The 25,310-nt window shown below is 60.6% G+C and carries 24 protein-coding genes; 13 read left to right on the top strand and 11 right to left on the bottom strand.

Annotation, left to right across the window (positions count from 1 at the left end; all coding sequences use genetic code 11):
- Positions 1 to 65 precede the first annotated feature (65 nt).
- The 4 genes from secE to rplA all read left to right on the top strand — a co-directional run bounded on the left by secE (position 66) and on the right by rplA (position 2,318).
- On the top strand, positions 66 to 404 hold the full coding sequence (secE, locus tag AAAV21_RS04500) for a preprotein translocase subunit SecE (protein ID WP_117769328.1): 339 nt from the start codon (positions 66 to 68) through the stop codon (positions 402 to 404).
- A 3-nt stretch (positions 405 to 407) separates the two neighbouring features.
- Complete coding sequence (gene nusG / locus AAAV21_RS04495; RefSeq protein WP_006234984.1) at positions 408 to 944, top strand: transcription termination/antitermination protein NusG; 537 nt, start codon at positions 408 to 410, stop codon at positions 942 to 944.
- 120 nt (positions 945 to 1,064) lie between these two features.
- Positions 1,065 to 1,493 carry a 50S ribosomal protein L11 gene (gene rplK / locus AAAV21_RS04490; RefSeq protein ID WP_022093893.1) on the top strand — a complete coding sequence of 143 codons (429 nt, stop codon included), beginning with the start codon at positions 1,065 to 1,067 and terminating at the stop codon, positions 1,491 to 1,493.
- Between the two features lie 117 nt (positions 1,494 to 1,610).
- Complete coding sequence (rplA, locus tag AAAV21_RS04485; protein ID WP_022093892.1) at positions 1,611 to 2,318, top strand: 50S ribosomal protein L1; 708 nt, start codon at positions 1,611 to 1,613, stop codon at positions 2,316 to 2,318.
- Positions 2,319 to 2,443: 125 nt separating this feature from the next.
- On the opposite strand, the gene AAAV21_RS04480 is transcribed toward rplA, so the two are convergent.
- The 10 genes from AAAV21_RS04480 to AAAV21_RS04435 form a co-directional block, all read right to left on the bottom strand.
- Complete coding sequence (locus tag AAAV21_RS04480) at positions 2,444 to 3,154, bottom strand: metallophosphoesterase family protein (protein ID WP_349107749.1); 711 nt, start codon at positions 3,152 to 3,154, stop codon at positions 2,444 to 2,446.
- Entirely contained in the window at positions 3,151 to 5,067 is a 1,917-nt protein-coding gene (locus AAAV21_RS04475; protein ID WP_349107746.1) for a BMP family ABC transporter substrate-binding protein, read from the bottom strand. Before AAAV21_RS04475 ends, AAAV21_RS04480 begins: the two co-directional genes overlap by 4 nt.
- A 93-nt stretch (positions 5,068 to 5,160) precedes the next feature.
- Complete coding sequence (locus AAAV21_RS04470) at positions 5,161 to 5,928, bottom strand: mechanosensitive ion channel domain-containing protein (protein ID WP_349107744.1); 768 nt, start codon at positions 5,926 to 5,928, stop codon at positions 5,161 to 5,163.
- A 128-nt stretch (positions 5,929 to 6,056) separates the two neighbouring features.
- Complete coding sequence (locus tag AAAV21_RS04465) at positions 6,057 to 8,084, bottom strand: 5'-nucleotidase C-terminal domain-containing protein (RefSeq protein WP_349107741.1); 2,028 nt, start codon at positions 8,082 to 8,084, stop codon at positions 6,057 to 6,059.
- A 157-nt stretch (positions 8,085 to 8,241) separates the two neighbouring features.
- A complete protein-coding gene (locus AAAV21_RS04460; RefSeq protein ID WP_089572513.1) occupies positions 8,242 to 9,036 on the bottom strand; it encodes an ABC transporter ATP-binding protein in 795 nt (264 codons plus the stop codon).
- A complete protein-coding gene (locus AAAV21_RS04455) occupies positions 9,029 to 9,952 on the bottom strand; it encodes an ABC transporter permease (protein ID WP_099432089.1) in 924 nt (307 codons plus the stop codon). The genes AAAV21_RS04460 and AAAV21_RS04455 overlap by 8 nt, the downstream gene beginning before the upstream one ends.
- A gap of 189 nt (positions 9,953 to 10,141) precedes the next feature.
- Positions 10,142 to 11,122 (bottom strand): ABC transporter substrate-binding protein, encoded by a 981-nt coding sequence (locus AAAV21_RS04450; protein WP_349107739.1) that lies wholly within the window; start codon positions 11,120 to 11,122, stop codon positions 10,142 to 10,144.
- A gap of 160 nt (positions 11,123 to 11,282) precedes the next feature.
- On the bottom strand, positions 11,283 to 12,068 hold the full coding sequence (locus AAAV21_RS04445) for a hypothetical protein (RefSeq protein WP_195644183.1): 786 nt from the start codon (positions 12,066 to 12,068) through the stop codon (positions 11,283 to 11,285).
- A gap of 249 nt (positions 12,069 to 12,317) precedes the next feature.
- Positions 12,318 to 13,721 (bottom strand): asparagine--tRNA ligase, encoded by a 1,404-nt coding sequence (gene asnS / locus AAAV21_RS04440; RefSeq protein ID WP_089572552.1) that lies wholly within the window; start codon positions 13,719 to 13,721, stop codon positions 12,318 to 12,320.
- Positions 13,722 to 13,902: 181 nt separating this feature from the next.
- On the bottom strand, positions 13,903 to 14,466 hold the full coding sequence (locus AAAV21_RS04435; protein ID WP_343007392.1) for a PTS glucose transporter subunit IIA: 564 nt from the start codon (positions 14,464 to 14,466) through the stop codon (positions 13,903 to 13,905).
- A gap of 245 nt (positions 14,467 to 14,711) precedes the next feature.
- Between AAAV21_RS04435 and AAAV21_RS04430 the strand changes: the two genes are divergently transcribed.
- From AAAV21_RS04430 to AAAV21_RS04405, 6 genes are all read left to right on the top strand, one after another.
- On the top strand, positions 14,712 to 15,611 hold the full coding sequence (locus tag AAAV21_RS04430; RefSeq protein WP_349107735.1) for an alpha/beta hydrolase: 900 nt from the start codon (positions 14,712 to 14,714) through the stop codon (positions 15,609 to 15,611).
- Positions 15,612 to 15,660: 49 nt separating this feature from the next.
- On the top strand, positions 15,661 to 15,981 hold the full coding sequence (locus AAAV21_RS04425; protein WP_349107733.1) for a hypothetical protein: 321 nt from the start codon (positions 15,661 to 15,663) through the stop codon (positions 15,979 to 15,981).
- Positions 15,982 to 16,102: 121 nt separating this feature from the next.
- Positions 16,103 to 18,463, top strand: coding sequence for a ferrous iron transport protein B (feoB, locus tag AAAV21_RS04420; RefSeq protein ID WP_349107731.1), 2,361 nt, complete (start codon positions 16,103 to 16,105; stop codon positions 18,461 to 18,463).
- A gap of 123 nt (positions 18,464 to 18,586) precedes the next feature.
- Positions 18,587 to 19,783 (top strand): MFS transporter, encoded by a 1,197-nt coding sequence (locus AAAV21_RS04415; RefSeq protein ID WP_349107729.1) that lies wholly within the window; start codon positions 18,587 to 18,589, stop codon positions 19,781 to 19,783.
- 153 nt (positions 19,784 to 19,936) lie between these two features.
- Positions 19,937 to 21,313, top strand: coding sequence for an alpha-amylase family glycosyl hydrolase (locus tag AAAV21_RS04410; RefSeq protein ID WP_349107727.1), 1,377 nt, complete (start codon positions 19,937 to 19,939; stop codon positions 21,311 to 21,313).
- Between the two features lie 3 nt (positions 21,314 to 21,316).
- Positions 21,317 to 21,880 (top strand): uracil-DNA glycosylase family protein, encoded by a 564-nt coding sequence (locus tag AAAV21_RS04405; protein WP_349107724.1) that lies wholly within the window; start codon positions 21,317 to 21,319, stop codon positions 21,878 to 21,880.
- Between the two features lies 1 nt (position 21,881).
- Here the strand turns inward: AAAV21_RS04405 and AAAV21_RS04400 are convergent, their stop codons facing one another.
- On the bottom strand, positions 21,882 to 22,544 hold the full coding sequence (locus AAAV21_RS04400; protein WP_349107722.1) for a hypothetical protein: 663 nt from the start codon (positions 22,542 to 22,544) through the stop codon (positions 21,882 to 21,884).
- 93 nt (positions 22,545 to 22,637) lie between these two features.
- Between AAAV21_RS04400 and AAAV21_RS04395 the strand changes: the two genes are divergently transcribed.
- The 3 genes from AAAV21_RS04395 to rplL all read left to right on the top strand — a co-directional run bounded on the left by AAAV21_RS04395 (position 22,638) and on the right by rplL (position 25,281).
- Positions 22,638 to 23,774, top strand: coding sequence for an aminotransferase class I/II-fold pyridoxal phosphate-dependent enzyme (locus tag AAAV21_RS04395; RefSeq protein WP_349107721.1), 1,137 nt, complete (start codon positions 22,638 to 22,640; stop codon positions 23,772 to 23,774).
- Positions 23,775 to 24,279: 505 nt separating this feature from the next.
- Positions 24,280 to 24,801, top strand: a complete 522-nt coding sequence (gene rplJ / locus AAAV21_RS04390) for a 50S ribosomal protein L10 (protein ID WP_089572500.1) — start codon at positions 24,280 to 24,282, stop codon at positions 24,799 to 24,801.
- 102 nt (positions 24,802 to 24,903) lie between these two features.
- Positions 24,904 to 25,281 (top strand): 50S ribosomal protein L7/L12, encoded by a 378-nt coding sequence (rplL, locus tag AAAV21_RS04385; RefSeq protein WP_006235005.1) that lies wholly within the window; start codon positions 24,904 to 24,906, stop codon positions 25,279 to 25,281.
- Positions 25,282 to 25,310: the final 29 nt, after the last annotated feature.

Genomic DNA, 25,310 nt, shown 5'->3' with positions numbered 1-25,310 from the left:
GTAAGCTCCCACTTGGGGGCTTACGGTTTACTCATGTATAAGCGCATTGCGCGGAGGTAACCCAAATGGCCAACAAGAAGAACAAGAAGAAGGCTCAGCAGCCGGCACCTGCCAACAGCGCTGCCGCCAACTCCAAGGTTGAGGCCAAGAAGGCCGTTGCCAAGAAGAGCGAGAAGGCTGCGAAGTCTAAGAAGAACGAGAAGCCTGGTTTCTTCGCCCGCACCAAGAAGTATTTCGCTTCGGTGAAGTCCGAGATGAAGCGTGTCACGTGGCCCGATAAGAAGGAGCTCGTGAACTACTCGGTCGTCGTTTGCGCTTCTCTGATTGTCGTCGGCGTCGTCATCGCTCTGCTCGATGCTGGCTTTGGCGAGGCTCTTGCTCTGTTCTCTGGATTGAGGGGCTAAACCATGTCTAAGCGTTGGTACGTCGTTCACACTTACTCTGGATACGAGAACCGCGTTAAGTCCGATCTCGAGCATCGCATCGAGACCATGGGCATGCAGGACCGTATCTTTGATATCGAGATTCCTATGGAGCGCGTCACCGAGATCAAAGAGGGTGGCAAGCGCGAGACCAAGGATTCCAAGATCTTCCCGGGTTATGTCCTGGTCCGCATGGAGATGGATGACGATGCTTGGACGTGTGTTCGCAACACGCCCGGCGTCACCGGTTTCCTAGGCGGCAACGGCAAGCCCGCTCCGCTTTCCCGTGACGAGTACAACAAGATGACTCGTCGTCCCGGTAAGGGCGATTCGCCCAAGCGCACCTCGGTTGATATTCAGGTCGGCACGTCCGTCCGCGTCACCGATGGCCCGCTTACCGACTTTGATGGCAAGGTCTCCGAGGTTAACACCGAGGCTGGCAAGCTCAAGGTCACGCTGATGATCTTTGGCCGCGAGACGCCGGTCGAGCTCGACTTTAACCAGGTCGCTGTCATCGCTTAAGTTTTCGTCCGTTCGCGCGAGCGTGCTGCTTCTGTGACTGCTCATCTCAGGAGTGCTTCTAACACGTGCGTGCTTACGATATAGCAAGTACTTCACACTCGTGATTCGAAAGGAATGACCATGGCTGAGAAGAAGGTTGCCAACGTCATTAAGCTCCAGATTCCTGCTGGTGCAGCTAACCCCGCTCCTCCCGTCGGCCCCGCCCTGGGCGCTGCTGGCGTGAATATCATGCAGTTCTGCCAGGCCTTTAACGCCGAGACGCAGGACAAGAAGGGCGACATCATCCCCGTTGAGATCTCTGTCTACGAGGACAAGTCCTTCTCCTTCATCACCAAGACCCCGCCGGCGGCTCACCTCATCAAGAAGGAGCTGAACCTCAAGTCTGGTTCCGCTAAGCCCCAGGCCGACAAGGTTGGTCAGCTCTCCCAGGAGCAGCTCACCAAGATCGCCGAGATCAAGATGCCGGACCTCAATGCCAACGACATTGACGCCGCCAAGAAGATCATCGCCGGTACCGCCCGTTCCATGGGCGTCACCATCGCTGAGTAGCGATTTCTTTAGGTAATGACGGGTGCTCCGACCGGGGCGCCCGTTAAATGTGTGCAATAGGGCACACGATACGATGTGGGAGGGCTCACGCCCGTTTAACCACAGGAGGTAATGCACATGGCTAAGCATGGTAAGAGCTATAACGCCGCTGCCGAGAAGATCGACCGCGCCACGCTCTACACCCCCCTTCAGGCTGCCAAGCTCATCAAGGAGCTCGACACCGCCAAGTTCGACGAGACCGTCGAGGCCCACTTCCGTCTGGGCATCGATACTCGTAAGGCTGACCAGAACATTCGTGGTTCCATCTCCCTGCCCCACGGCACCGGCAAGACCGTTCGTGTTGCCGTCTTCGCCGAGGGCGAGAAGGCCCGCGAGGCCGAGGCTGCCGGCGCCGACATCATCGGTTCCGACGAGCTCGTCGCCCAGATCCAGAAGGGCGAGATCAACTTCGACGCCGCTATCGCTACGCCGAACATGATGGCCAAGGTTGGCCGCATCGGTAAGATCCTTGGTCCCCGTGGCCTCATGCCGAACCCCAAGCTCGGCACCGTGACCATGGACGTCGCCAAGATGGTCTCCGAGCTCAAGGCCGGCCGTGTTGAGTATCGCGCCGACCGTTACGGCATCTGCCACGTGCCCCTGGGCAAGAAGTCCTTCTCTGAGCAGCAGCTCGTCGAGAACTACGCTGCCCTGTACACCGAGATCTTGCGCGTCAAGCCCTCTTCTGCTAAGGGTAAGTACGTCAAGTCCATCTCCGTGTCTTCCACCATGGGCCCTGGCGTCAAGGTCGATCCCGCTGTCCAGCGTGACTTCCTGGCTGAGTAACTAACAGTTACTGCCTGAGCAAAGTAAGCATTGCTAAAGAAACCCGGTTCTGCCTCGTGCAGGACCGGGTTTCTTGCTATCGCGTCAAAAGCACCACAAAGGGGACAGTGTCCCCTTTGTGGTGGTTACCAGGGGGTTCTGGCGGTCGAGGACTCGATGGCCTCGTGGCGCTTGAGCTCGCGGCGCATGGTTTGCGAGTTGAGCCAGGCTGCCTGCCATCCGCGGATGGGGTAGCGTGCTTCGTTCAGCTCAAACTGCGTATAGCCGCAGGCGTTGATGATGGTCGTCCCGCATGAGTGCTGGCGCTCGCGCTGAAAGTTAGGGCCATAGCTTTGGTGTACGTGCCCGTGCACCATATAGTCGGGATTCCAAGATTCGAGCGCCGTGTTGAAGCACTCGAATCCTCGATGCGGCAGATCATCAAGATCGCCCATGCCGACTGCGGGCGCATGGGTCAGTAGGATGTCGCAGCCGCCGACCATCCTCACCTTGCGGGAGAGCTTGCGCATGCGTTTGGCCATCTCGCGCTCTGTGTACATGTTGGCACCATCTCGGTAGCGCATGGAGCCGCCAAGGCCCGCAATGCGAATCCCTCGGTACGTGTACACGCTGTCTTCCACGCAGATACATCCGCCCGGTGCATGACGTGCGTAGCGGTCATCGTGATTGCCGCGCACGTAGATGAGCGGTTTGTTGATGACGGTGACCAAAAACTCAAGATAGTCCGGGTCCAGATCGCCGGCAGACAGAATCAGGTCGACACCCTCAAAGCGCTCCTTGCGAAAGCACTCCCAAAGGCATCGTTCTTCGGTATCTGCTATGGCAAGGATCTTCATAGGGCGGTAACTCCCGGCTCATCGTCGAGCTGCGGAATGGTGCCTACCACGTTGTCCGCCAGCCAATTCATCTCGACAATCTGCGCGCTCGGCAGTGGGGGAAAGCCCTCGATCTGCACCACGCCGTCTTGGCTATGAAGCTCGCCGCCAAATGGATTGATGGAGCCCTCGACGATGCCATTGCGGAGCAGCTGCACCAGTTTGCGCGTCTGATAGGGCAGGCCCGGAGCGTAGCGAATGTCGATGACGCCTGAGCTCATGCCATACCAGTAGTTGACGGCGCGAACCTGGCTGTCGTCACTGGTCTCATCCCAGGTGCCATGCAGCAGGCTTCGCACGATAAGCTCGTAGTATCGGCCCCAGTTCCAGACCGGCATGGCGATGCCGACGACCTTGCCATCGACCAGGCGGTGGAGTCCGTAGGCCGTAGGGTCTACGAGCGACTTTGACATATCAGCGCCGGTCATGACGCTCACGCCTTCGCGGCACATGGCCTCGGCAAGGCCTCCGGCGGGCACATCGCCCCAGGTCAGGATAATTTGCGCGCGGGGGTCGAGCAGCGAGGCGCCAATCGCAAAGGCGTTGATCTCGCTAAGCGCGCCCGAGGCGAAGACCGACGCGTGGTAGCCGATACGGTGGTTGTCCGCCATACTGGCGGCAAGGGCGCCCAGGAGGAACTTGGCCTCGTACATCTTGCCAAAGTACGAACGGACGCTTTGGTGGGGAAGGCCGATAGAGCAGTTAAGGAACCGCACCTGTGGATACTCAACGGCAGCTCTGAGCGCGTATTCCATCAGGCGGTGCGAGGTCGAGAAGATGACGTTAGCTCCATGTTTGACAGCCGTTTCCACGGCGGCGTAGAACACGTCCGGATTGTGACAGTCCTCGAACGCCTCGGTGCGCACGATACCGCCAAAATGCTCATCGAGATACTGACGCCCTTGGTCGTGCAGGCTGTCCCAGCTCGACGTCGCACAGGGGAACTCATGGATAAAGGCGATGCGCAGGGGGCTGGCCGCCGAGTAGACGGTCTTGCCCATAAAGAAGTTGAGCACGCCGGAGGTGGACTTGGCGGGCGCCTCTTCCTCATCGACACTCGGTGCCTCGACAAGATCGACCTTCTCCTCATCACTTTTGCCGGCAATGACCAGCTCGCGCCAGATCTTGCACAGGCGGTTTACGACGATATCCGTCGGCGTATCCAGCAGGCGGTCCTGGTTGTACACGTTGAGGTAGACGAGCATGGCGTCGGCGGTCGTAATGTCCAGGTGATCGCCGCCTGCGCGAAGGTAGGCACGCTTAAAGAGCAGGAAGGTGTGGCGCAGGTAGTCGACCTTTTTCTGCGGCCATTTTTCGATAAGGTTCTGACCGAGCATCTTGGCGAGCGTTTCGTAGCTTCCCTCACGCGAGAACTCGATCTCGTATAGGGGGCAGACGCGCCAAAACGCGCAGAACTCGCCATAGAGGCGGCTTTCGACGGAATCCCATTTTCCGGGGTAGAGGCGGGTGACCTTGGCCGAAACCGTCGGGGCGTCCAGGAATTTGAGGACGCTGACGCGCTTGTTGCCCTCTTGGACGTAGAACCGATGCATGAACTCGGTGACGATGATGGGGTCGCGATAGCCCTCGGTCACCTGGATGTCGTAGAGGTTGGACCACTTGCGGGCGAACTCGGTGCTAAATGGCAACAGGGGCATAAAGTTGCACGAAAAGGCAGACTGACGGCCCTTGGTAACCGTGCCGACGACCATTTCGAGCGGAATATCCCGCAGGCCGACGCTCTCTCGTAGACCTAAGGGGAGCTGGGCAACCAAGCTGTCGAGGTCCGTAAGGTACGGGTGCTCGCTTTGGCTGATGGCGCGACGGCGCCCCTGTTCGCCGCGCTTGCGTGCTTGACGATAGGCCTCTTCCATGGTGTCTACTCCCTTAGTCGTTTAAACAACGATATGAACCATGGTACCACGATGCGAAACTACCACAAAGGTGCCTGTCCCCTTTGTGGTAGTTTAGGCGATGATGGGGGCGATGGCACGAATGCAGGCGTCGGTTGCCGTGAAGGTGGTGCTATCGTCGCTGACGATAAAGATGATTTTGCCCTTGACGCCAAAGTCGCCGATCTCGCTAAAGAGCACGTACGGCTCCTTGTCAAAGCCAGAGATGGGAAGCACCGCGGCCTTGGTGGCGTCGGTAAGCTCATCTGCCAGCGCGTCCAGCGAGGCCCACTTAGACGTGTCCTTTACGGCAACGGGCACGGCCACGCGCCCAAAGGGCATCAGATGCACGAGCGTGTTCTTGGAGATGTTGGAGTTGGGCACAATGATGGTCTGCCCGCAGGCATCCTCGATGGTCGTGTGGCGCCAGGTGATGTCTTGGACCACGCCCGACACGCCGCCGACCTCGATATTGTCGCCGGGCTTGATGATGCCCATGAAGGTCACCTGCATACCGCCGATAAGGTTCGACAGCGTGTCCTGAAAGCCGAGCGAGATGGCGATGCCGCCGACGCCAAGAGCGGCGACGAGGGCGTTTGCATTAATGCCAAAACAGTTGTCGAGGATAAAGCTGCCGCCGATCATCCAGATGACGGCGCGTGTGATGTTGATGAAGATGCTCGATGCTGGGAGCGGGTTATCATCGCGGTTAAGCAGGTGGTGCAGGGTCTTGGACGCGATTTTGGCGGCAACGGCGGTGCCGATGGCCAAGATACCGGCCCAGATGATGTTGTGGACCCATCGTTGTGCAAAGAAATGAAGAATTGGCTCAAACAATTCCATGTAGGGAAACCTCCTCATGATCATCCAACCATGATACCCACCAAGAAGCCCGTCCGATCAAATTCGGACGGGCTTCTGTGCTCGATATAAGGTTTATGCGGCGGGGCTGCAAGGCCCGGCGGTGTAGCTTAGCGTCGACGCTTCCAGATAATGCCGAGAATGATGACGATGATGCCGCCGATAAGGCACGTGCCAACTACTGCCAGCGTGCGGTCTCCCGTTGCGGCGAGCTTGCCGGTCGTCTTCTTGGTGATGACCTTCGTGGTCGTCGTGTCCGTCTTAGGCGAGGGCTTAGGTGTCGGGGCCGGTGTGGGCGTGGGGTCCACGGCTGCGGAGCCGAAGCTGATGGTGCCGGCGAGTCCGGCTATCTTGCTCTCCCAGCCGTTTTGCCCAATCAGCGCCCTCAGCGCCGCCTCACACGTGCCCCACTCGGTGCGCTTGGTGGCGTGTGCGAAGGTGGGGAAGTCGGTCGTGTTGGTAATGATGTAGTTGTTGGTGGCGACGGTATAGGTCTTGGTGGGATCGAGCGTGCTGCCGTCCTTGGCGAGTGTGGCACTCACAATGCGCTTGCCTTCGGGCTGCGTCCAATCAATCGTCACGTTGATGCCGCCAAAGGAGAGAACGCTGCCAGAGTCATCGCGCCACTTGTACTTGTCTTGCGCTTCCTGCTCGGTATGGCCGGCTGCCACGTAGGCTTGCTGAAGCTCATAACTGTGATTGCACTCGTCGCTGATCTGCAGCGAGTGCTCGAGCGCTGCGAGGAAGTCCGCACCGGTCATGGTCCAGGTCTCCACGGTGTTGCCGTAGGGCGAGATAGCGATGACGTTGCCTGCGGTCACAGCGCCTGCAGCGATGCCGCCGCGGATGCCACCCGCGTTTTCGATAGCGAGGTCTGCGCCCGTCAGGTCAAGATAGGAGCCGCAGATCACATGGCCGATGGTCTGGGCCTTGGTGGTGTCGCCCTCCTTGCTGGGGCGGAAATCGGTGGTGCGCACCATTTCCCAACCATGCGTGCCTGCGGCGTCCTCGCCGTAGAAATAGTTGGTGGTGGATGTGCCGAGCACCTTGTTCGATTCGTTTTCAAAGGCCTCGTCGAGCGGCTTGATCTTGTTGCGGACGGCTTCAAGGCGGCTTTGGTAGTCGGAGCCCTTGTCGGGGTCTGCCAAAAGGTCGTTGACGTTCTTGGCGGTGTAGAGCTTCTCGTCACTGCCGTCTGCAGGGACCGTGACCGTGTCATCGTCGGTCGTCTCGGTGCCATTCGTGTCGTACTTGTACGGAATGGAAAGCAGCCCCACCTCGGCAAAGGCGCTGCCCGCTTCGACGACGCGGACCGACTTGCCGTCAGCCCCCGTCACGTTTTCGTCTAAGTTGATGTGCTCGTGGCCCGCGATTAGGGCATCGACCCCAACGAGCTTTGCAGCAAAGGTCTTGGCGTTGAGCGTGTGCGCGATACAGACGACAACGTTGCAGCCCTCTGTCTCGCGCAGTCGCTTGGCCTCGGCATTGATGGCGTTCGCGGCACTCGAGAACGACGTACCCGCGACCAGGTCCGCGCGCAGCGAGGATTCCAGCGACTCATCCATGGCACCCACGACGCCGACCTTGATTTTGTAGTCGAATGTGGAGTGATCTTCGCTATCCTCCCAGGTGCGATCGAGCGTCTTGGTGATACTCGAGCTCCATACGCCGCTCGTAGACTTCGCGTTCGCGCAGAGCATGGCGAAGGGCGTGCCGGTGGGGCTGTAGCCGGTCATGGTGCGGAGCTTGTCCGCGCCGTAGCTCCAGTCGTGGTTGCCCGGCGTGGTCGCGTCGTAGCCGTCTGCATAGAAGGTGTCCATGAGCTCGGCGATGCTCTTGCCCTCGCTCATGGTGGCAAAGGACTGCCCGTGGAAGGTATCGCCCGCATCGAGCAAAAGATCGGGGGCGCTGCTTTGGGCGCTATAGAGAACCGCCAGTCCGTCAAAGCCCACAGTGCCGGTGCCCTTGCTTGCGTTGTAGCTGTACTTGTAGCTGCCGTGGATATCGTTGGTGTGCATGACGGCCACGGAGCCGTCAATAGCGGCGGGCAGGTTCCCCGCGAAAGCGAGGCTTGGGATGCCTGCGAGCGAGCCGGCAAACAACGCGGCGGCTAACGCAAGGCGGGGGAGTCTTTTCATGGCAGTTTCCTTAGTCCTTAGCCAGAAAGTCTGGTTGAATATCGGATTATCGACATAATATGCGAAAACCGCCGCAAGGGCGTCTGTCCCTTTGCGGCGGTTTTGACGTTTGCGCAGATAAAACCTGCCAAAATAAACCTGTCCCTTTTTGGTAGGTTTAGCTCAGCAGCATGCGGTCGTTGGCGAGCTCGCCGCCCGAGACCTCCTCAAACTTCTGCAGCAGGTCGGCCACGGTGAGCGACTTTTTCTCGTCGCCCGCCACGTCGTAGATCACGTGGCCCTCGTGCATCATGATCAGACGGTTACCCAGACGGATGGCGTCGTTCATGTTGTGCGTGACCATGAGCGTGGTCAGGCGGTTTTCGTCGACAATCTCCTCGGTCAGGTTGAGCACCTTAGAGGCCGTCTTGGGGTCGAGGGCCGCCGTGTGCTCGTCGAGCAGCAGCAGGCGCGGCTTGGTGAGCGTGGCCATCAGCAGGGTGAGTGCCTGGCGCTGGCCGCCCGAGAGCAGGCCGACCTTGGCGTTGAGGCGCGTGTCCAGACCGAGGTCCAGGCGCTTGAGCAGCTCAACGTACTCGTCCTTCTCGGCCTTGGTGACGCCCCACGAAAGACCGCGACGCTGGCCGCGGCGCTTGGCGAGGGCCAGGTTTTCGGCAATTTGCATGTCGGCTGCGGTGCCGCGCATGGGGTCCTGGAACACACGGCCCAGGTACTTGGCGCGCTGCGACTCGCTCAGACGCGAGATGTCGGTGCCGTCGAGCTCAATAACACCCGAATCAAGCGGATACACGCCGGCGATCATATTGAGCAGCGTGGACTTGCCGGCGCCGTTGCCGCCAATCACGGTTACAAAGTCGCCATCGTTGAGGGTGAGGTCGACGCCGGTGAGCGCGCGCTTCTCGGTGACGGTGCCCTTGTTAAAGGTCTTCTTGACGTGCGAGAGCTTAAGCATCTGCCTCATCTCCCTTCGTGTAGGAGCTGCGGAGCTTATAGCGCTCCCAAACCACGGGCACGCACAGGGCCACGGCGACGATCACGGCGGAGAGCAGCTTCATGTCGTTGGCGTCCATGCCCAGCTGCAGCACGATGGCGCGGATAAGGAAGTACACCACGGAGCCAAAGACGGCGGAGGCAAGACGGACGCTAAACTGCGTGAGGCCGCCGGGCAGCAGGCGACCGAGCACCTCGCCGATGACGATGGCGGCAAGACCGATAACGATGGCGCCGGTGCCCATGCCAATGTCGGCATACTTCTGGCTCTGGCAGATGAGCGCACCCGAAAGGCCAATGAGGGCGTTGGAGAGCACGAGGGCGATCATTTTGGTGGTGTTGGTGTTAACGCCCAGGGCGCGGATCATGTACTCGTTGTTGCCGGTGGCACGCAGCGCCGAGCCGATCTCGGTGCCAAAGAACCAGTACAGGATGGCGACGATGGCCACGGCCAGCACAATGCCTAGGATAATGGCAACAGTGGACTGCGGCAGGCCCGTCATGTTGCTGACGGATGAGAAGATAGTGCCCTTGGCAAGGATGGGCGTGTTGGACTTGCCCATGATGCGCAGGTTGATGGACCACAGACTGATCTGCGTAAGGATTCCGGCGAGGATTGCGGGAATCTCAAAGACGGTGGTCAAGATGCCCGTGACGGCGCCCGCGATGGCGCCGGCGCACATGCCGGCCAGCACGGCGAGCAAGGGGTCGACGTTATTGTTGACGATGAGCACGGCGCAGACACAGCCGCCGAGGGCAAAGCTGCCGTCGCAGGTCATATCGGGGATGTCGAGCAGGCGGAACGTGATAAACACGCCAAGCACCATAATGCCCCAGAGGACGCCCTGCGAAACGGCGCCCTGCAATGCAATGAGCATGCTTCATACCTCCTAGGATAGGGTGGACACGTGATTTTCCATAATAGCGGTACCAATGCATAAAAGAGCGGCGGACAGACGTTTTGTTTTACCTGAAACAAGCAGGGCGAACGCCGGCCTTTAGCGTTCGCCCCAATGACTCAGATATTGAATAACGCAGCCGTGGCGCGCGTGCGGGCCCTAGACGCGTTATTCGTCCAGAGCGGAAAGGTCGATACCCAGAGCCTCGGCCATCTCGTCGTTCTTGACGACGACCAGGTCCTTGCTCGAGAGGTGCTTGATCGGCATATCCTCGGGCTTGGCCTCGCCCTTCAGGATCTTAACGGCCATCTCGCCCGCGGCGTAGCCCAGGTCCTCATAGTTGATAGAGAGGGTGAACAGGCCGCCGGCCATGCACATACCCTCCTCGCCGGTCACGAAGGGAAGCTTGTTCTCCTTGCAGATCTGACCGACCTGCGAAGCGCCCGCGGCGATGGTGTTGTCAGTGGGGGAGTAGAGCGCGTCGACCTTGCCCACGGAGGACTCGACGACGGACTGGATTTCATTGGAGCTCGAGACGGTGTAATCGGTGTACTCCAGGCCCAGCTTGTCGAGCTCCTTCTTGGCAGCCTTGATCTGGACGTCGGAGTTGGACTCGGCGGTGCAGTAGAGCAGGCCGACCTTTTTAACGTCGGGCAGGACCTTCTGCATCATCTCGAGTTGCTCGGCGACCGGGGTGAGGTCGGAAGCGCCCGTGACGTTGGTCCCGGGCTTGTCGTTGTCCTGGACCAGGCCGGAGGCGGCGTAGTCGGTGATGGCACAGCCCACGATGGGGATATCGGCCGTGGCGCCGGCGGCAGCCTGCGCGGCGGGCGTGGCGATGGCATAAATCAGGCTGACGTTGTCGCCCACAAACTTGTCGGCAATGGACTTACACGTGGACTGGTCGTTCTGGGCGTTCTTCTGGTCGATCTTGACCTTAAGGCCGCTCTCCTTGATGGCCTTGACAAAGCCGTCGTTGGCGGCATCGAGTGCGGAGTGCTCGGTGAGCTGCAGAACGCCGATGGTGTAGTCGGAACCGGCGGCAGCAGAGCCGGAACCAGAGTTGCCGCCGCATCCGGCGAGCGGGGCGAGCGCGAGCAGGCCGGCGGAGACCAGAAGGCTCCTGCGGCTGATGGTGATGTCCTTCATATCATTACCCCCAGTATAAAAATGGCTGGAAACACTGCACTGGGACAAAGTGCAAGTGGGACTATAGTAGCGCTGATGTCCATTTTTACAACAGCCTGGCGGGTTTTTTAATACAGAATCGGATGGGCGGTACGGGTAGTCGAATGGGCGGCGGAGGGTCTTATGCGGCGGAGGAGGCGTCGTCCTCGTCCAGGGCGGCGAAGAGCTTCTTGCCGTCGAGGAGACGTGTGGTGACGTTTCTCATGCGGCCGATCTCTACGGTACGCAACGTGTCATCGGCGCCTCGCGCGTCATAGACCGTTCCCAGCAAATACGAGATGCCGTCTCGTTGCTTGATGGCAAAGGGCCGGAGTGTCATCCGTGCCACTTCGACCTCTCCGCGTGCCGTGACACTCGAAATATCAAAACTCACCGTGGTTCCGTGGTCGATGGCCTGCTCGATGAGCTCGCAGGCATCGATGCGCTTGACGGGCGTGCGTGTGGCCTTGGTGGATTTGCCGTCTGCGCTTGGAGCAGGCTCGGGCGCATCGAGGTAGCCGCGAACGTCGGCACTCGCCATGGCAACCAGGTGCTGCGCCATGCTTTTTCGAATGGCGATGGGTGTAGAGCGGTTGCGCATGACCATGCCGTGGAGCCGGATGATCTCTTCGTCGGTGAGCGGACGGGTCAAGAGCCGATAACCCACGCCGCGCTTGTACTCAATTTCGTATCCGGCATGGCGAAGTGCGGAGATGGCGGTGTAGATGCTGCGCCGCGCCGCCGAGATGGGCATGCGGGCGGGGTCGTCGGGATGGGCGAGGCGCCGGATCAACTCATCGGAAAGCATGGCCTTGTCCTCGCCGGTGTTTTCGCTTAATAGTTGCAAGATACGAACGGCGCGATAGGCTGCCATCGAGGCGGCGCCCCTCGTCGTGGTCTCGTAAGTTTCAACAGCGGTTTCGGTCATGGCGCCCACGTCCTTTCCGTTTTGGGTGGCGACGGTATGGAGCCTAGGACGCGGGGCTTTCCCAGGGGTGCAGGACGCCCTGGGCGGTCGGTAGCCGTCGGCAAGCGGCGGGTCGAGTTTTCAACAGCCCTGCCCAACTGACCAAAAACTTGCCAAAAGCTTGACGGATGCTGTTGAAAAAAGCGCCCCTCGGCTTGCCGAGAGGCGCTGGCGTGATGCGCTGGAACGCGTTTGGTGGCGCTGTGGCGATTAGAAGTCGGCGTTGCCCACGGTGCGCGGGTGCGGCAGGACGTCGCGGATGTTGCCCACACCGGTCAGATACATGACCAAGCGCTCGAAGCCCAGACCGTAGCCGGCGTGCTTGCAGGAACCGTAGCGGCGCAGGTCAAGGTAGTACTTGTACTGCTCGGGATTCATGCCTAGGTCCTTGATGCGGGCCTCGAGCAGATCCAGGCGCTCCTCGCGCTGGGAGCCGCCGATAATCTCGCCGATGCCCGGCACCAGACAGTCGGCGGCGGCGACGGTCTTGCCGTCCTCGTTCATGCGCATGTAGAACGCCTTGATCTCGGCCGGGTAGTCGGTCACAAAAGTCGGTCGCTTAAAGTGCTCCTCGGTCAGGAAGCGCTCGTGCTCGGTCTGCAGGTCGATGCCCCAGCTCACGGGATAGTCAAACTTGTGACCGGCGGCGACGGCCTGCTCCAGGATTTCGACGGCCTCGGTATAGGTGACGCGGGCAAAGTCGGAGTTTGCCACGTGGTCCAGGCGCTCGAGCAGACCCTTGTCCACAAACTTGTTGAGCATATTGAGCTCGTCGGGGCAGGTTGCCATGACGTCCTTAAGGACGTACTTGAGCATGGCCTCGGCGTTGTCCATGTAGTCGTTCAGATCGGCAAAGGCCATCTCGGGCTCGATCATCCAAAACTCGGCGGCGTGGCGCGTGGTGTTGGAGTTTTCGGCGCGGAAGGTGGGGCCAAAGGTGTACACGTCGCCAAAGGCCATGGCGAAGTTCTCGGCGTTGAGCTGGCCGGATACGGTAAGGCTCGCGTGCTTTCCAAAGAAGTCCTGGCTCCAGTCAACCTCGCCGGATTCGGTGAGGGGCGGATTTTTGGGGTCGAGCGTGGTCACGCGGAACATCTCGCCGGCGCCCTCGCAATCACTCGTGGTGATGATAGGGGTGTTGACGTAGACAAAGCCCTGCTCCTGGAAGAAGCGGTGGATGGCGGCAGCCGCGACAGAACGGATGCGGAACACGGCGCGGAACAGGTTGGTGCGCGGGCGCAGGTGCTGTTGGGTGCGCAGGAACTCGACGGTTGCGCGCTTCTTCTGCAGCGGGTAATCCGGGGCGCTGACGCCCTCGACCTCAATGGAGGTGGCAGAAAGCTCGAAAGGCTGGGGCGCATCGGGGGTCAGCTTGACGGTGCCGGTGCAAATGAGTGCGGCCGAGACGTTTTGATGGGCGATCTCGTCGTAGTTGTCGAGTGCCTCGCGGTTCATGACGACCTGCAGGTCGCGGAAGCAGCTGCCGTCGTTGAGCGTAACAAAGCCAAAGTTCTTCATGTCGCGGATGGACTTGACCCAGCCGGCGACGGTGACGGTCTGGCCGCCGAGCGACTCGGCATCGGCATAGAGCTGCGCGATTTTGGTGCGGTTCACGTATCCTCCCATAACGGTTGAATGATAGTTATCCATACAGTTCGATATTCTAGCAGCTCGGCTCATTTGGGCTATACAGATAAGGCATTGGCGGGATGGTTTTTCAAACGAAAAGCGCCCGCGGCCAAATGGTCGCGGGCGCTTGACGAGGTGCCTTTTGGCTGTGTGGCGCGGGGCCTGGCTACTTGGTCTTGGCAACCAGCAGCGGGTCGCCAAGCTTGACGAGCGGATTGCCGCCGATAAGCGTTCCGGACTCGCCGACGTGGTCGATGCTCTTGAGACGGTCGAGCTCAGAGACGATGACGGTCACGATGTCCTCGTGACCGGCGGCCTTGATAGCGTCGCGGTCGAAGCTGATGAGCGGCTGGCCGGCCTTGACCGTGTCACCCATCTCGACAAAGCGGGCAAAACCCTTGCCGTTCATTTCCACGGTGCCCAGGCCAACATGGATGAATACGCGCAGGCCGTCCTCGGTGATCATGCCGATGGAGTGGTTGGTTACGGTGGTGGCGCCGATACGGCCGTTGGCGGGGGCGTAAATGGTGCCGGTAATGGGCTCGATGCCGTAGCCCTGGCCGAGCATGCCCGAGGCGATGGTCTCGTCGGGAACCTCACTCAGATTGACGAGCACGCCGTTGACGGGAGCGTAGATGACGCCTTCGCGGGTGGCGAAGCTTGCTGCGGGCGGAACGGACGCCTCGCCCGACGAAGTGAACGTGGACTTGAGCGAATCGAGCAGACCCATAGATGCCTCCAACGTATCAGGCGTGCATGTTGCACGCGTGTGGTTTGCCGGAAACGTTTCGTACGTGTTTCCCAGCACGGTCAGCGCTCCTATTTTACGCTGCTTAACGATACCTCTGAACAGCGATTTTGTGATATATCAGTTGAAGGCCAACTTATTGCGGGGTGTTTCTGCGCCGTGGGCTCAAGTGGGGTACGCTAAGGTGCGAAAAACGAGTGCGTACGAATCGCACGGAGGGAGCACCTATGATTATTGAGAACCATGCGCTGTGGGGCGAGGAGCCGACCGAGGATTATCCGGCGACGTTTACGCATCTGGGTGCCGAGCCGCTGCCCGACAAGCCCAATGGCCGCCGCCCCGCGGTGATCATCTGCGGCGGAGGCGGGTTTACGCATATCGCTCCGCACGAGCAGGATCCGGTGGCGTTTGCGTTTTTGGATCGCGGCTACCAGGCCTTTGTGCTCAACTATGTGACGAGCGCCACGGGCGACGTGAGCTTTCCGCACCCGCAGGCAGACCTCGCCAAGATGGTCGCTACCGTGCGCGTCAACGCCGACGAGTGGCATGTCGATCCCAAGCGCGTGTGCGTCGTGGGCTTCTCGGCGGGAGGCATGATCTGCGCCTCGTTGGCGACGCGGTGGAAGACCGGACCCTTCGCGGGCCTTGCCGGGGCTCGTCCGGAGGATATTCGTCCCGACGCCGTGGTGCTGGGCTATCCGTTGCTCGACCTTGCCTATGTGCGCGATATGCAGACGCGCGACCCGCGCATCGACCTGCGCGTGCCCAAGACGGGTGGCAAGACAGGGCGCGATTTGCTCAACGACTACCTGTCGATGGTGACGGGCGGCGAGGCGACCGATGAGCACCTGACCGACATTTGCCCTACCACGCACGTTTCACGCCAGATGCCCCCGACCTTTGTGTGGGGCGTTTCGGACGATAAGACGGCGCCGGTCGCGCAGGTCTACCCGTTCGCGCAGCGCATGGCCGAGGAGGGTGTTGCATGCGAGATGCACGTCTTTGACCAGGGTGGCCACGGCCTTTCGCTCGGCAACGCCAATACCGCGGTCGACAACGAGGACAAGCAGGTTTCCGTTCGTCCCTGGATCCGCCTGGCCTTCCGCTTCCTGGAACGCCATATGTAAAAGTAGACACTACTTACCCGTTTCAAAAAGTCTGCTTAGAGGAGGAGCCATGCTTGAGGGTACGTATGTGGTTTTGGCCCAGACGCCGGTGGGGAGCAAGCGCGGCGAGGTGACGTTTTCACATGGGGTGAACGGCGCGCTCAGGGCAGTACTAAACGTCAGGGGTCTCAATATCGCTCTCTCGAGTGCCCGCGCCGAGGGCGATTTCTTTGAGCTCTCGGGTACTATCTCCCACGTCTTGATGGGCAAGGCGTCCTTTACATGCACGGGGTCGGTTGAGGGTGATCGACTCACTGCTACCGCGCGGTCGGGTTCCATTTCGATCTCGCTGAGCGGTATGCGCAAAGAGTTTTCGGGGCGCACCGCATAAAGTTTGCGCAGGTAAACATCGGTATTTGACTTTATAAAATAGTTCAGAGCGCTATCATTTGTCGTTACGAGTTGGTTAGCCCCGGTAAACGGTTAACCGCGTCTAACGAAAGGATGAGCGCGTGAAGCTCGATACACTCGAGATTGGAAAGGACGCCGTTGTCGCATCGGTGACATCCGACGATCAGGCGCTCCGACAGCATATTTTGGACATGGGCCTAACGCCGGGCACCGAAGTCACCATGATGAAGCACGCTCCCATGGGCGACCCGCTCGAGATCCGTCTGCGTGGCTACGAGTTGACGCTGCGCAAGGACGATGCTGCTCGCATCGAGCTCGTGGGTGTTCACGACACAGACACGGGTCCGCGCACTAACGCCGCAATCGGCACGACGGAGCACCCGGCACTTGGCGAGGGGACGTATTCGCCCCGCGCGGCAAAGACGGCCGTGCCCGAGGGCTCGCCGCTGCATTTTGCCCTCGCCGGCAACCAAAACTGCGGTAAGACCACGCTGTTCAACCAGCTGACGGGCTCCAACCAACACGTCGGTAACTTTCCCGGCGTGACGGTCGACCGCAAGGATGGCACCATCCGCAACCACCCCGAGGCAAGCGTTACCGACCTGCCCGGCATTTACTCCCTGTCGCCGTACACGGGCGAGGAGATCGTGAGTCGCCAGTTTATCCTGGATGAGCATCCCGACGCCATCATCGACATCATCGACGCCACCAACATCGAGCGCAATCTGTACCTGACGCTGCAGCTTATGGAGCTCGATCGCCCCATGGTCATTGCGCTCAACATGATGGACGAGGTGACGGCCAACGGCGGCGCCGTGGACGTCAACCTGCTCGAGAGCCTGTTGGGCGTGCCTGTTGTCCCCATTAGCGCCGCCCGCAACGAGGGCATCGGTGAGCTGGTGGAACACGCTCTGCACGTGGCGCGGTTCCGCGAGCGTCCCGGTCGCCTGGACTTCTGCGCGCCCGATGGCCCGGACGGCGGCGCGCTGCATCGCTGCATCCACGGCATCGCCAACCTTATCGAGGACCATGCCGCGACGGCGCATATTCCGGTGCGTTTTGCGGCAACCAAGCTGGTTGAGGGCGACGAGCTGGTGACAAAGGCGCTTCATCTGGACCGTAACGAACTCGACGCCATCGAGCACATCATTACCCAGATGGAGGGCGAGGCCGGCACCGACCGCCTGTCCGCGCTGGCCGATATGCGCTTTAGCTTTATCGGCGACGTGTGCGGGCGTTGCGTCGTCAAGCCGCACGAGAGCCGCGAGCACGTGCGCTCCGTCAAGATCGACCGCATCCTGACGGGTCGCTACACAGCCATTCCGGCGTTTCTGGTGATCATGGGCCTCGTCTTTTGGCTGACGTTTGGCGTGATCGGCGCGGCGTTGCAGGGACTCATGGAGGACGGCATCGCTGCCATCATCGCCTCGGCCGATGCGGGTCTCAAGGCGTTCGGTACCAACGACGTGGTGCGCTCGCTGGCTGTCGACGGCGTGCTTACGGGCGTGGGCAGTGTGCTGACCTTCCTGCCGATTATCGTCGTGCTCTTTTTGTTCCTCTCCATTCTGGAAGACTCGGGCTACATGGCGCGCGTGGCCTTTGTCATGGATAAGGTACTGCGTCGCTTTGGCCTTTCGGGCCGCAGCTTCGTCCCCATGCTCGTCGGTTTTGGCTGCACCGTGCCGGCTATCATGTCGACCCGTACGCTCCCATCCGAGCACGACCGCAAGATGACGGTCATGCTCACGCCGTTCATGAGCTGCTCGGCCAAGTTGCCGGTCTACGGTCTGCTGTGCGGGGCGTTTTTCCCACAGGCGACGGTTCCCGCCATGGTCTCGCTCTATCTGATTGGCATTGCGGTCGGTTGCATCGCGGCTTTGGTACTCAACCGCACGGCATTTAAGGGCGACCCGGTGCCGTTTATCATGGAGCTTCCCAATTACCGTCTGCCGAGCGTCAAGACGACGGTGATGCTGGCATGGGATAAGGCCAAGGACTTTATTACCAAGGCCTTTACCATTATCTTTGCCGCTACGGTGGTCATCTGGTTCCTGCAGACGTTCGACATCCGCTTTAATGTGGTCGCCGATCAGTCGCAGAGTCTGCTTGCCGGTCTGGGTAGCATCATCGCTCCGCTGCTGGCGCCGCTCGGCTTTGGCGATTGGCGAGCATCCACGGCGCTCGTCACCGGACTTATCGCCAAGGAGAGTGTCATCTCGACCCTCACGGTGCTTTTGGGCGCGACCTCGCCCGCGGCACTGTCGACCATGTTTTCGCCGTTTACCGCTTACGTGTTCCTGGTCTTTACGCTGCTGTATCCGCCCTGCGTAGCGGCAATCGGCGCCGTCAAGAGTGAGCTGGGCGGACGCTACGCCGTTGCCGTGTTCGCGTTTCAGGTGACGGTCGCCTGGATCGTGGCGTTTGTCGTGCATTCGGCGGGCATATTGCTGGGGTTGGCTTAGCTATTTATTGACGGCGCAACCCCTGTGTATTGAGTTGATTGCGGCCCCGCATCTGTTGCTGACGGATGCGGGGCCGTTGCTATATAATCGCCCACCGCTCAGGACAATCGGAGAGGTTCCTACATGACTCAGGCAAGACAAGATGGCATCTCACTCAAGCAGTGGCTCCCGCTTATCGGGCTCGCCTGTTGCGCGTTCGTATTCAACACGTCGGAGTTCATGCCCATTGGCCTTCTGACTGATATTGCCGCGTCGTTTTCGCTCACCGAGGCCCAGGCCGGCATCATGATCTCGGTCTACGCCTGGGGCGTCATGCTGCTGTCGTTGCCGCTTATGGTGTTCGCCTCGCGCTTTGAGTTCAAGCGTATGCTGCTCGGCGTGCTTGCCGTGTTCTCTCTCGGGCAGTTCCTGTCCGCCGTGGCGCCCACCTATCCCATTTTGGTCTGCGCGCGCCTGGTGGTCGCTTGCGCACATGCCGTGTTCTGGTCGGTCGCCTCGATTATGGCCTCGCGCCTGGTCGACACTCGTCACGGCGCGCTCGCCATCAGCATGATCGCCACGGGCTCGTCCATCGCGCAGATCTTTGGTCTGCCCCTCGGTCGCGCCATTGGCCTGGCCGTGGGCTGGCGCATGACATTCGCCGTGGTCGGGGCCCTCTCAGCTATTGCGGTCGTCTACCAGGCCGCGGTGTTCCCGGCCATGCCGGTGGGCGAGCGCTTTACGCTCAAACAGCTGCCCGAGCTGCTCAAGAACCCGTTCCTCATCGCGCTTTATGCGGTCACGGTCTTTATGGCGACCGGCTATTATGCGGGTTACAGCTATATCGAGCCGTTCCTGGCACAGGTCGCGCACGTCGACGCAAGCGCTATTACCATGACGCTGACGGCGTTCGGCTGCTCTGGTCTGCTCGGAAGCTGGCTGTTCGGCCGTCTGTTCGATGGGCATCGCTTCCCGTTCTTGGCTATCACGCTCTCCGGCGTGCCGGTGGCTCTGCTGCTCATGGGTCCGGTTGCACCGTCGCTCGTCGCCGTTCTCGCTGTTTGCGCGCTATGGGGCTGCTGCTCCACGGCCTTTAACGTGGCGTTTCAGGCCGAGCTCATCAAGTACACGCCGGCAGACTCGTCGGCCGTCGCCATGTCGATCTTCTCGGGCCTGTTCAATCTGGGTATCGGCACGGGCACCGCAATCGGTGGCGCCGTGGTTTCGGGTCCCGGTATCGCTTGGATTGGCTTCGCGGGCGGGGCGATTACCGTCGTGGGCGTCATCCTCGCCATCACCGTACTATTCCCAGCCATACGCCGTGCCAAGCTCGTTGCCTAATCATGTTCCCTCATCAGTTGCGGTGGAATAGTTCCTGTTTAAGGCCTCTGAAGGCTCAAACAGGAACTATTCCACCGCAACTTATTTTGGGGAAGAGGATACAAGCCGGGCATACAATGGATGTCGTTGTGTTGAGCTTACCGGGAGGTTGCTATGTGGGCATACGAGACGACGTTCTATCAGATCTATCCGCTGGGCTTTTGCGGAGCTCCGCGCGAAAACGCCGCCCCCGTTGCCGAGGATGAGCTCGCCCGGGCTGCCAACGCCGCGCCCAACCCCGATGCGCCCATCATGAAGATCGCCCAATGGGCCGACTACCTGCAGGAACTCGGCGTTGGCGCTGTGCTCATCAACCCGCCGCTCGAATCTGATAGCCACGGCTACGATACACGCAGCCTGCGCCATATCGACCGTCGCCTGGGTGGGGATGCCGATTTTGCCGCCGTATGCGAGACGCTGCACGCCCACGGCATCCGCGTGGTGCTCGATGCGGTCTTTAACCATGTGGGCCGTGGCTTTTGGGCCTTCCGCGATGTGCAGGAGCGCAAGTGGGACTCGCCCTACAAGGATTGGTTCCACATCAGCTTTGACGGCGACTCGTGCTACGGTGACGGCTTTTGGTACGAGGGCTGGGAGGGCCATTTTGAGCTTGTGAAGCTCAACCTGCAAAACCCCGCCGTGGTCGATTACCTGCTTGAGTCCGTGCGCCGCTGGGCCGAAGTCTTTGGCGTTGACGGCCTGCGCCTGGACGTCGCCTATATGCTCGATCGCGACTTCATGCGCCGGCTACACTCCTTTACCCGTGAGCTCAAGCCCGACTTTGTGCTGATCGGCGAGACGCTCCACGGCGACTACAACCAGATCGTCAACGACGAGATGCTCGACACCTGCACCAACTATGAGTGCTACAAGGGTCTGTACTCCAGCTTTAACTCGGTCAACATGTTCGAGATTGCCCACTCGCTGCATCGCCAGTTTGGTGGTGACCCGTGGTGCATTTATCGCGGCAAGCATCTGCTGTCGTTTGTCGACAACCATGACGTGCCGCGCCTGGCGAGTATCCTGACGGACAAGTCCTGCCTGCGCCCCGCCTACGGCATGCTCTTTGGCATGCCGGGCATCCCATGCGTCTACTATGGCAGCGAGTGGGGGATTGCCGGCGAAAAGGGCGGCCCCGATGGTGACTGGGCGCTGCGACCTGCGCTCGATGAGCCTGCGCCCAACGAGCTGACGGCGTTCGTCACGCAGCTCACGCACCTTCGCTCGGCCGACGACGCGGCGGCCCGTGCTCTCAACTACGGTGCCTATCGCAACGTGGTGATCCAGAACAAGCAGCTGCTGTTCGAGCGCGCCTGCGACGGCGCGACGGTACTCGTGGCGGTGAATGCCGTGGACGAGCCTTACGCCTTTGGCGCCGGCGAGCTCAATGGGTCTTTTGTCGACCTGCTTACCGACGGTGCACCTGCGGTTGAGCTTGCGGGCACGCTTGAGCTTGCGCCCTACGAGGTACGCTATCTGTTGAGGGCCTAGGCCATGGCTGCGTCCGACGAGGGCTATCAACATATTGAGCATGGGTTTGAACCCGTGTTCGACCAGCACTCGCGCGTTTTGGTGCTGGGGTCGTTTCCCTCGGTGCTTTCGCGCGCCAATGCCTTTTATTACGGCAACCCTCAGAATCGCTTTTGGCGTGTGATGGCCGCGTGCCTCGGTGTGCCCGTGCCACCCAACGAGGGCGACCCTCTGGTGGGCGGCGAGCCTGCGACGCTCGACGCCTCGATTGCCGCCAAGCGGGCTATGTTGCTCAACGGCGGTGTGGCCCTGTGGGACGTGATTGAGAGCTGTGACATTAAGGGCTCGAGTGACGCGAGCATTCGCAACGTTGTGCCGGCACATATCGAGCGCATTACCGATGTCACGCCGATTGAGGTTGTTATCTGCAACGGCGGCGCGGCCGGGCGGCTCTACAAACGCTATCTACAAGAGCGGACGGGGCTACCTGCCATCGTGCTGCCGTCGACGAGTCCTGCCAACGCGGCGTGGCGTTTGGAGCGGCTTGTCGAGCGTTGGAGTGAAGCCGTTGACTGGGCAGCTTATTAATTTAGGTTATTGATTGAGTGCGGGCGCCGAGGTGTTTCAGAACACCTCGCCAGATCGGCGCGGGCACGGCTGGCTCGGCGCAAACCATGCCATTGGTGTCGATGTCCTCGGCACTGCCGCCGCCGAGTCGCTGCGCATGCTCAACCGAGCAACCCATACGCACCGCACCCACGAGCTTGTCCATGGCTTCGGAAAACGGTCGGCGCAAGAGGCCCATGCGCGGGGAGTGGCGAAGCGCTGCGATGCCGCTGCCGGCGCAGATGGCAACGCCGCCACACCACAATTGGTCATGGCGCTCACATGCCTTGTGCAGGCGAACGGCGGTCCCACGCGCCTGCTCAGTGTCCTCTTGTGCGGCTCGAATCGCGGCATAGACGCGCGTTCCCGTACCGCCAAAGCGCTCAAGCGCCTGCTCGATAGCTGTCAACGTCTCATCGTCAGCCACATCTTCAATGGCCAGCACGATGCCATCGGCAACGCTGCCGGCGTCATTTGCCTCCAAATCGACTGAGCGGGGGAGTACAGTACCGGAAAGCCGGGCATACGCCGCGATGGCATCCTGCAGGTCCCAGAGCAAAAACTCAAGATCGGTGCTCTCGGGAATACTGACAAACGCGATGCTATGCAGTGTTTTTGGTACATCGCCGCGCGCGGTCGTCTCCATGCCGCCTCCTTTCCGGTTGGTTTCCGTTTAGGTTACACCGTCTGGCAGCGCCTCGCCGCGCTATCCTAGTGCAACCCTTACGAAAGGAACGCCATGCGTCTGCCTATGAACACCTCGCTTGCCACGCTCAAGCCCTCCGGCATCCGCCGAATCAACGCGCTCGCCGCTCAGCATCCGGGATGCATCGCGCTTGCGCTCGGCGAGCCTGATTTTCCCACGCCCGACGCGATTAGCGCCGAGGTAACCGCCGCACTGGACCACGGTGACACGCACTATCCGCCCAACAACGGTCGCCCTGTCCTGCGTGAGGCGCTGTCTGCCTACATGGGGGACGCGGGCCTTTCGTTTTCTGCTGACGAGGTCATCCTGACCGACGGCGCGACCGAGGCCCTGTCGGCAACATTCATGGCTATGCTCAACCCCGGCGACGAGGTCATTATTCCCACGCCGGCCTTTGGCCTGTACGAGAGCATTGTCGTGGCCAATCACGCCAAAGCGGTCTTTTTGGATACGGAGCCTGCGCAATTTCAGATTGACGAGGAAGCGCTTCGCGCCTGTGTGACCCCGGCGACCAAGGCCATCGTCATCTGCACGCCCAACAATCCCACGGGTTGCATTCTCAACGCGGCATCGCTCGACGCCGTGGCGCGCGTAGCGGAGCAGGCGGGCATCTACGTGGTCTGCGACGACGTATACAACCGCCTCGTCTATGTGGACGGCTACGAGCGCTTTGCCCAACGCCACCCGGAGCTACGCGAGCAGACGATGGTCATCGAGAGCTTCTCCAAGCCCTGGGCCATGACCGGTTGGCGCTTGGGCTGGCTCGCAGCTGCAGCCCCCGTCATCGCCGAGATCGGCAAAGCTCACCAATACCTCGTATCGAGTGCCGTCTCCTTCGAGATGGACGCCGCAGCCCGAGCCCTGACCGTCGACCCAACCCCCATGCTCAAAGTCTACCGAGCCCGCCGCGAACGCGTACTCGCAGCCTTAAACGCCATGGGCCTCGACGTAGTAGAGCCCGCAGGAGCCTTCTACACTTTCCCGAGCATCAAAAAGTTCGGCCTAACCAGCGAAGACTTCTGCATCAAAGCCATCGAAGAGGCAAACGTAGCCCTAGTCCCGGGCGACTGCTTCGGCACCGAAGGCCACGTCCGCCTCAGCTATTGCGTTTCCGATAAAGACCTGGACGAAGGCCTCCGCCGCCTGTCCACCTTCCTTTCAACCTTGTAGCCATCAGGGACGCAACATATCAGCCCACCGACTTAAGGCTTATGAGTGGGGGCGTCAGCCAACGTAAAACCGGGCTGCCCCAAAGTCACCGCAGGCCGCGCCGCCGAAGGCCAGGCGCAAGGTTTTCGTAGATTCCGCACGAGCCGAAGAGCACTTAATGTGCTCTTCGTGCGAGCCCAGGACCTGACCGAGCGAAAACCTTGCGCCTGGCCTTCGGCGGCGCGGCCGGATGGTGGAATTGTGTGCAGCCCGGTTTCCCGTTGACCGACGCCGGGGTCCCCGCCATAATACTTTCGGTTCACGCACGAATCCGCTGCCAGAGACAGCCGGCGCAAACGGGCTTTGCCTGCGAGCTTAATGGGATATCCCGCCAGCCGAGGTGGTCGAGTAGATATGTCTTCTCGCCCCCGTCGCTCATGCAGCGCGGGGGCTTTCTTTTTGGACATGCCCCCGTCACGTCCTTGTGGCGGACCGTGCCCGGAAAGAATTCGAGGAGGTGTAATTCATGCCCCAGCAGTACAAAATCGACAAGGTTGCAGAGATCGAGTCCCGTATCGCCGAGAACGCCGGTCTGTTCGTCGTCAACTACAACGGTCTGACGGTTAAGCAGGCTCAGGAGCTGCGTCATCAGCTTCGCGAGTGCGGCGCCGAGATGAAGGTCTACAAGAACAACCTGGTCAAGATCGCTCTCAAGAACCAGGAGCAGCCCGAGCTCGACGAGATCCTCGCCGGCCCCGTCGCTTATGTGTTCTACGAGACCGAGCCGGTCGAGGCCGCTAAGGCCCTCAAGGACTTCTCTGCTAAGTCCAAGGGCGTCCTTGAGATCAAGGGCGGTATCTCCGACGGCAAGGCCGTTTCCGCTGATGATGTTAAGGCTATCGCCGAGCTGCCCACCAAGGATCAGCTTCTCGGCCAGATCGCCGGTCTCATCTCCGGTTTCGCTCGCGACATCGCTGTCTGCGTCAACGGCGTTTCCTCTGGTCTCGCTCGTTCGATCCAGCAGGTCTCCGAGCAGAAGGCAGCCTAGTCGCTGTTTTCACCCGCGGCGGCAACGCCGCACCCCAGGCGCATTCGCGCCGTGTTTTAACTGATCTCCGTGCACAGACACGGAAACCGAAAGGACTTAGAAATGGCTAAGCTTACCACCGATGAGATCATCGATGCTCTTAAGGAAATGACCCTTCTCGAGGCTTCCGAGCTCGTCAAGGCTATCGAGGACACCTTCGGCGTTTCCGCCGCTGCTCCTGCCGCTGTTGTCGCCGCTCCTGCTGCTGGCGCTGCTGAGGCCGAGGAGAAGACCGAGTTTGACGTCGTGCTCGAGGGCTTCGGCGACAACAAGATCCAGGTCATCAAGGCCGTCCGTGAGCTCACCAACCTTGGCCTGAAGGAGGCCAAGGAGGTCGTCGAGGGCGCTCCCAAGGCTGTTCTCGAGGGTGCCAAGAAGGAGGACGCCGAGGCTGCCAAGGAGAAGCTCGAGGCTGCTGGCGCTGCTGTCACCCTCAAGTAATCAGGCTCTCTCGCCAGATTTCTTTGCAG

Origin of the sequence: Collinsella sp. CLA-AA-H302, assembly GCF_040093305.1 — a bacterium.
Classification (GTDB): domain Bacteria; phylum Actinomycetota; class Coriobacteriia; order Coriobacteriales; family Coriobacteriaceae; genus Collinsella.
The sequence above is the reverse complement of the archived record's forward strand: the minus strand, read 5'-3'. Positions and strand labels throughout refer to the sequence as shown.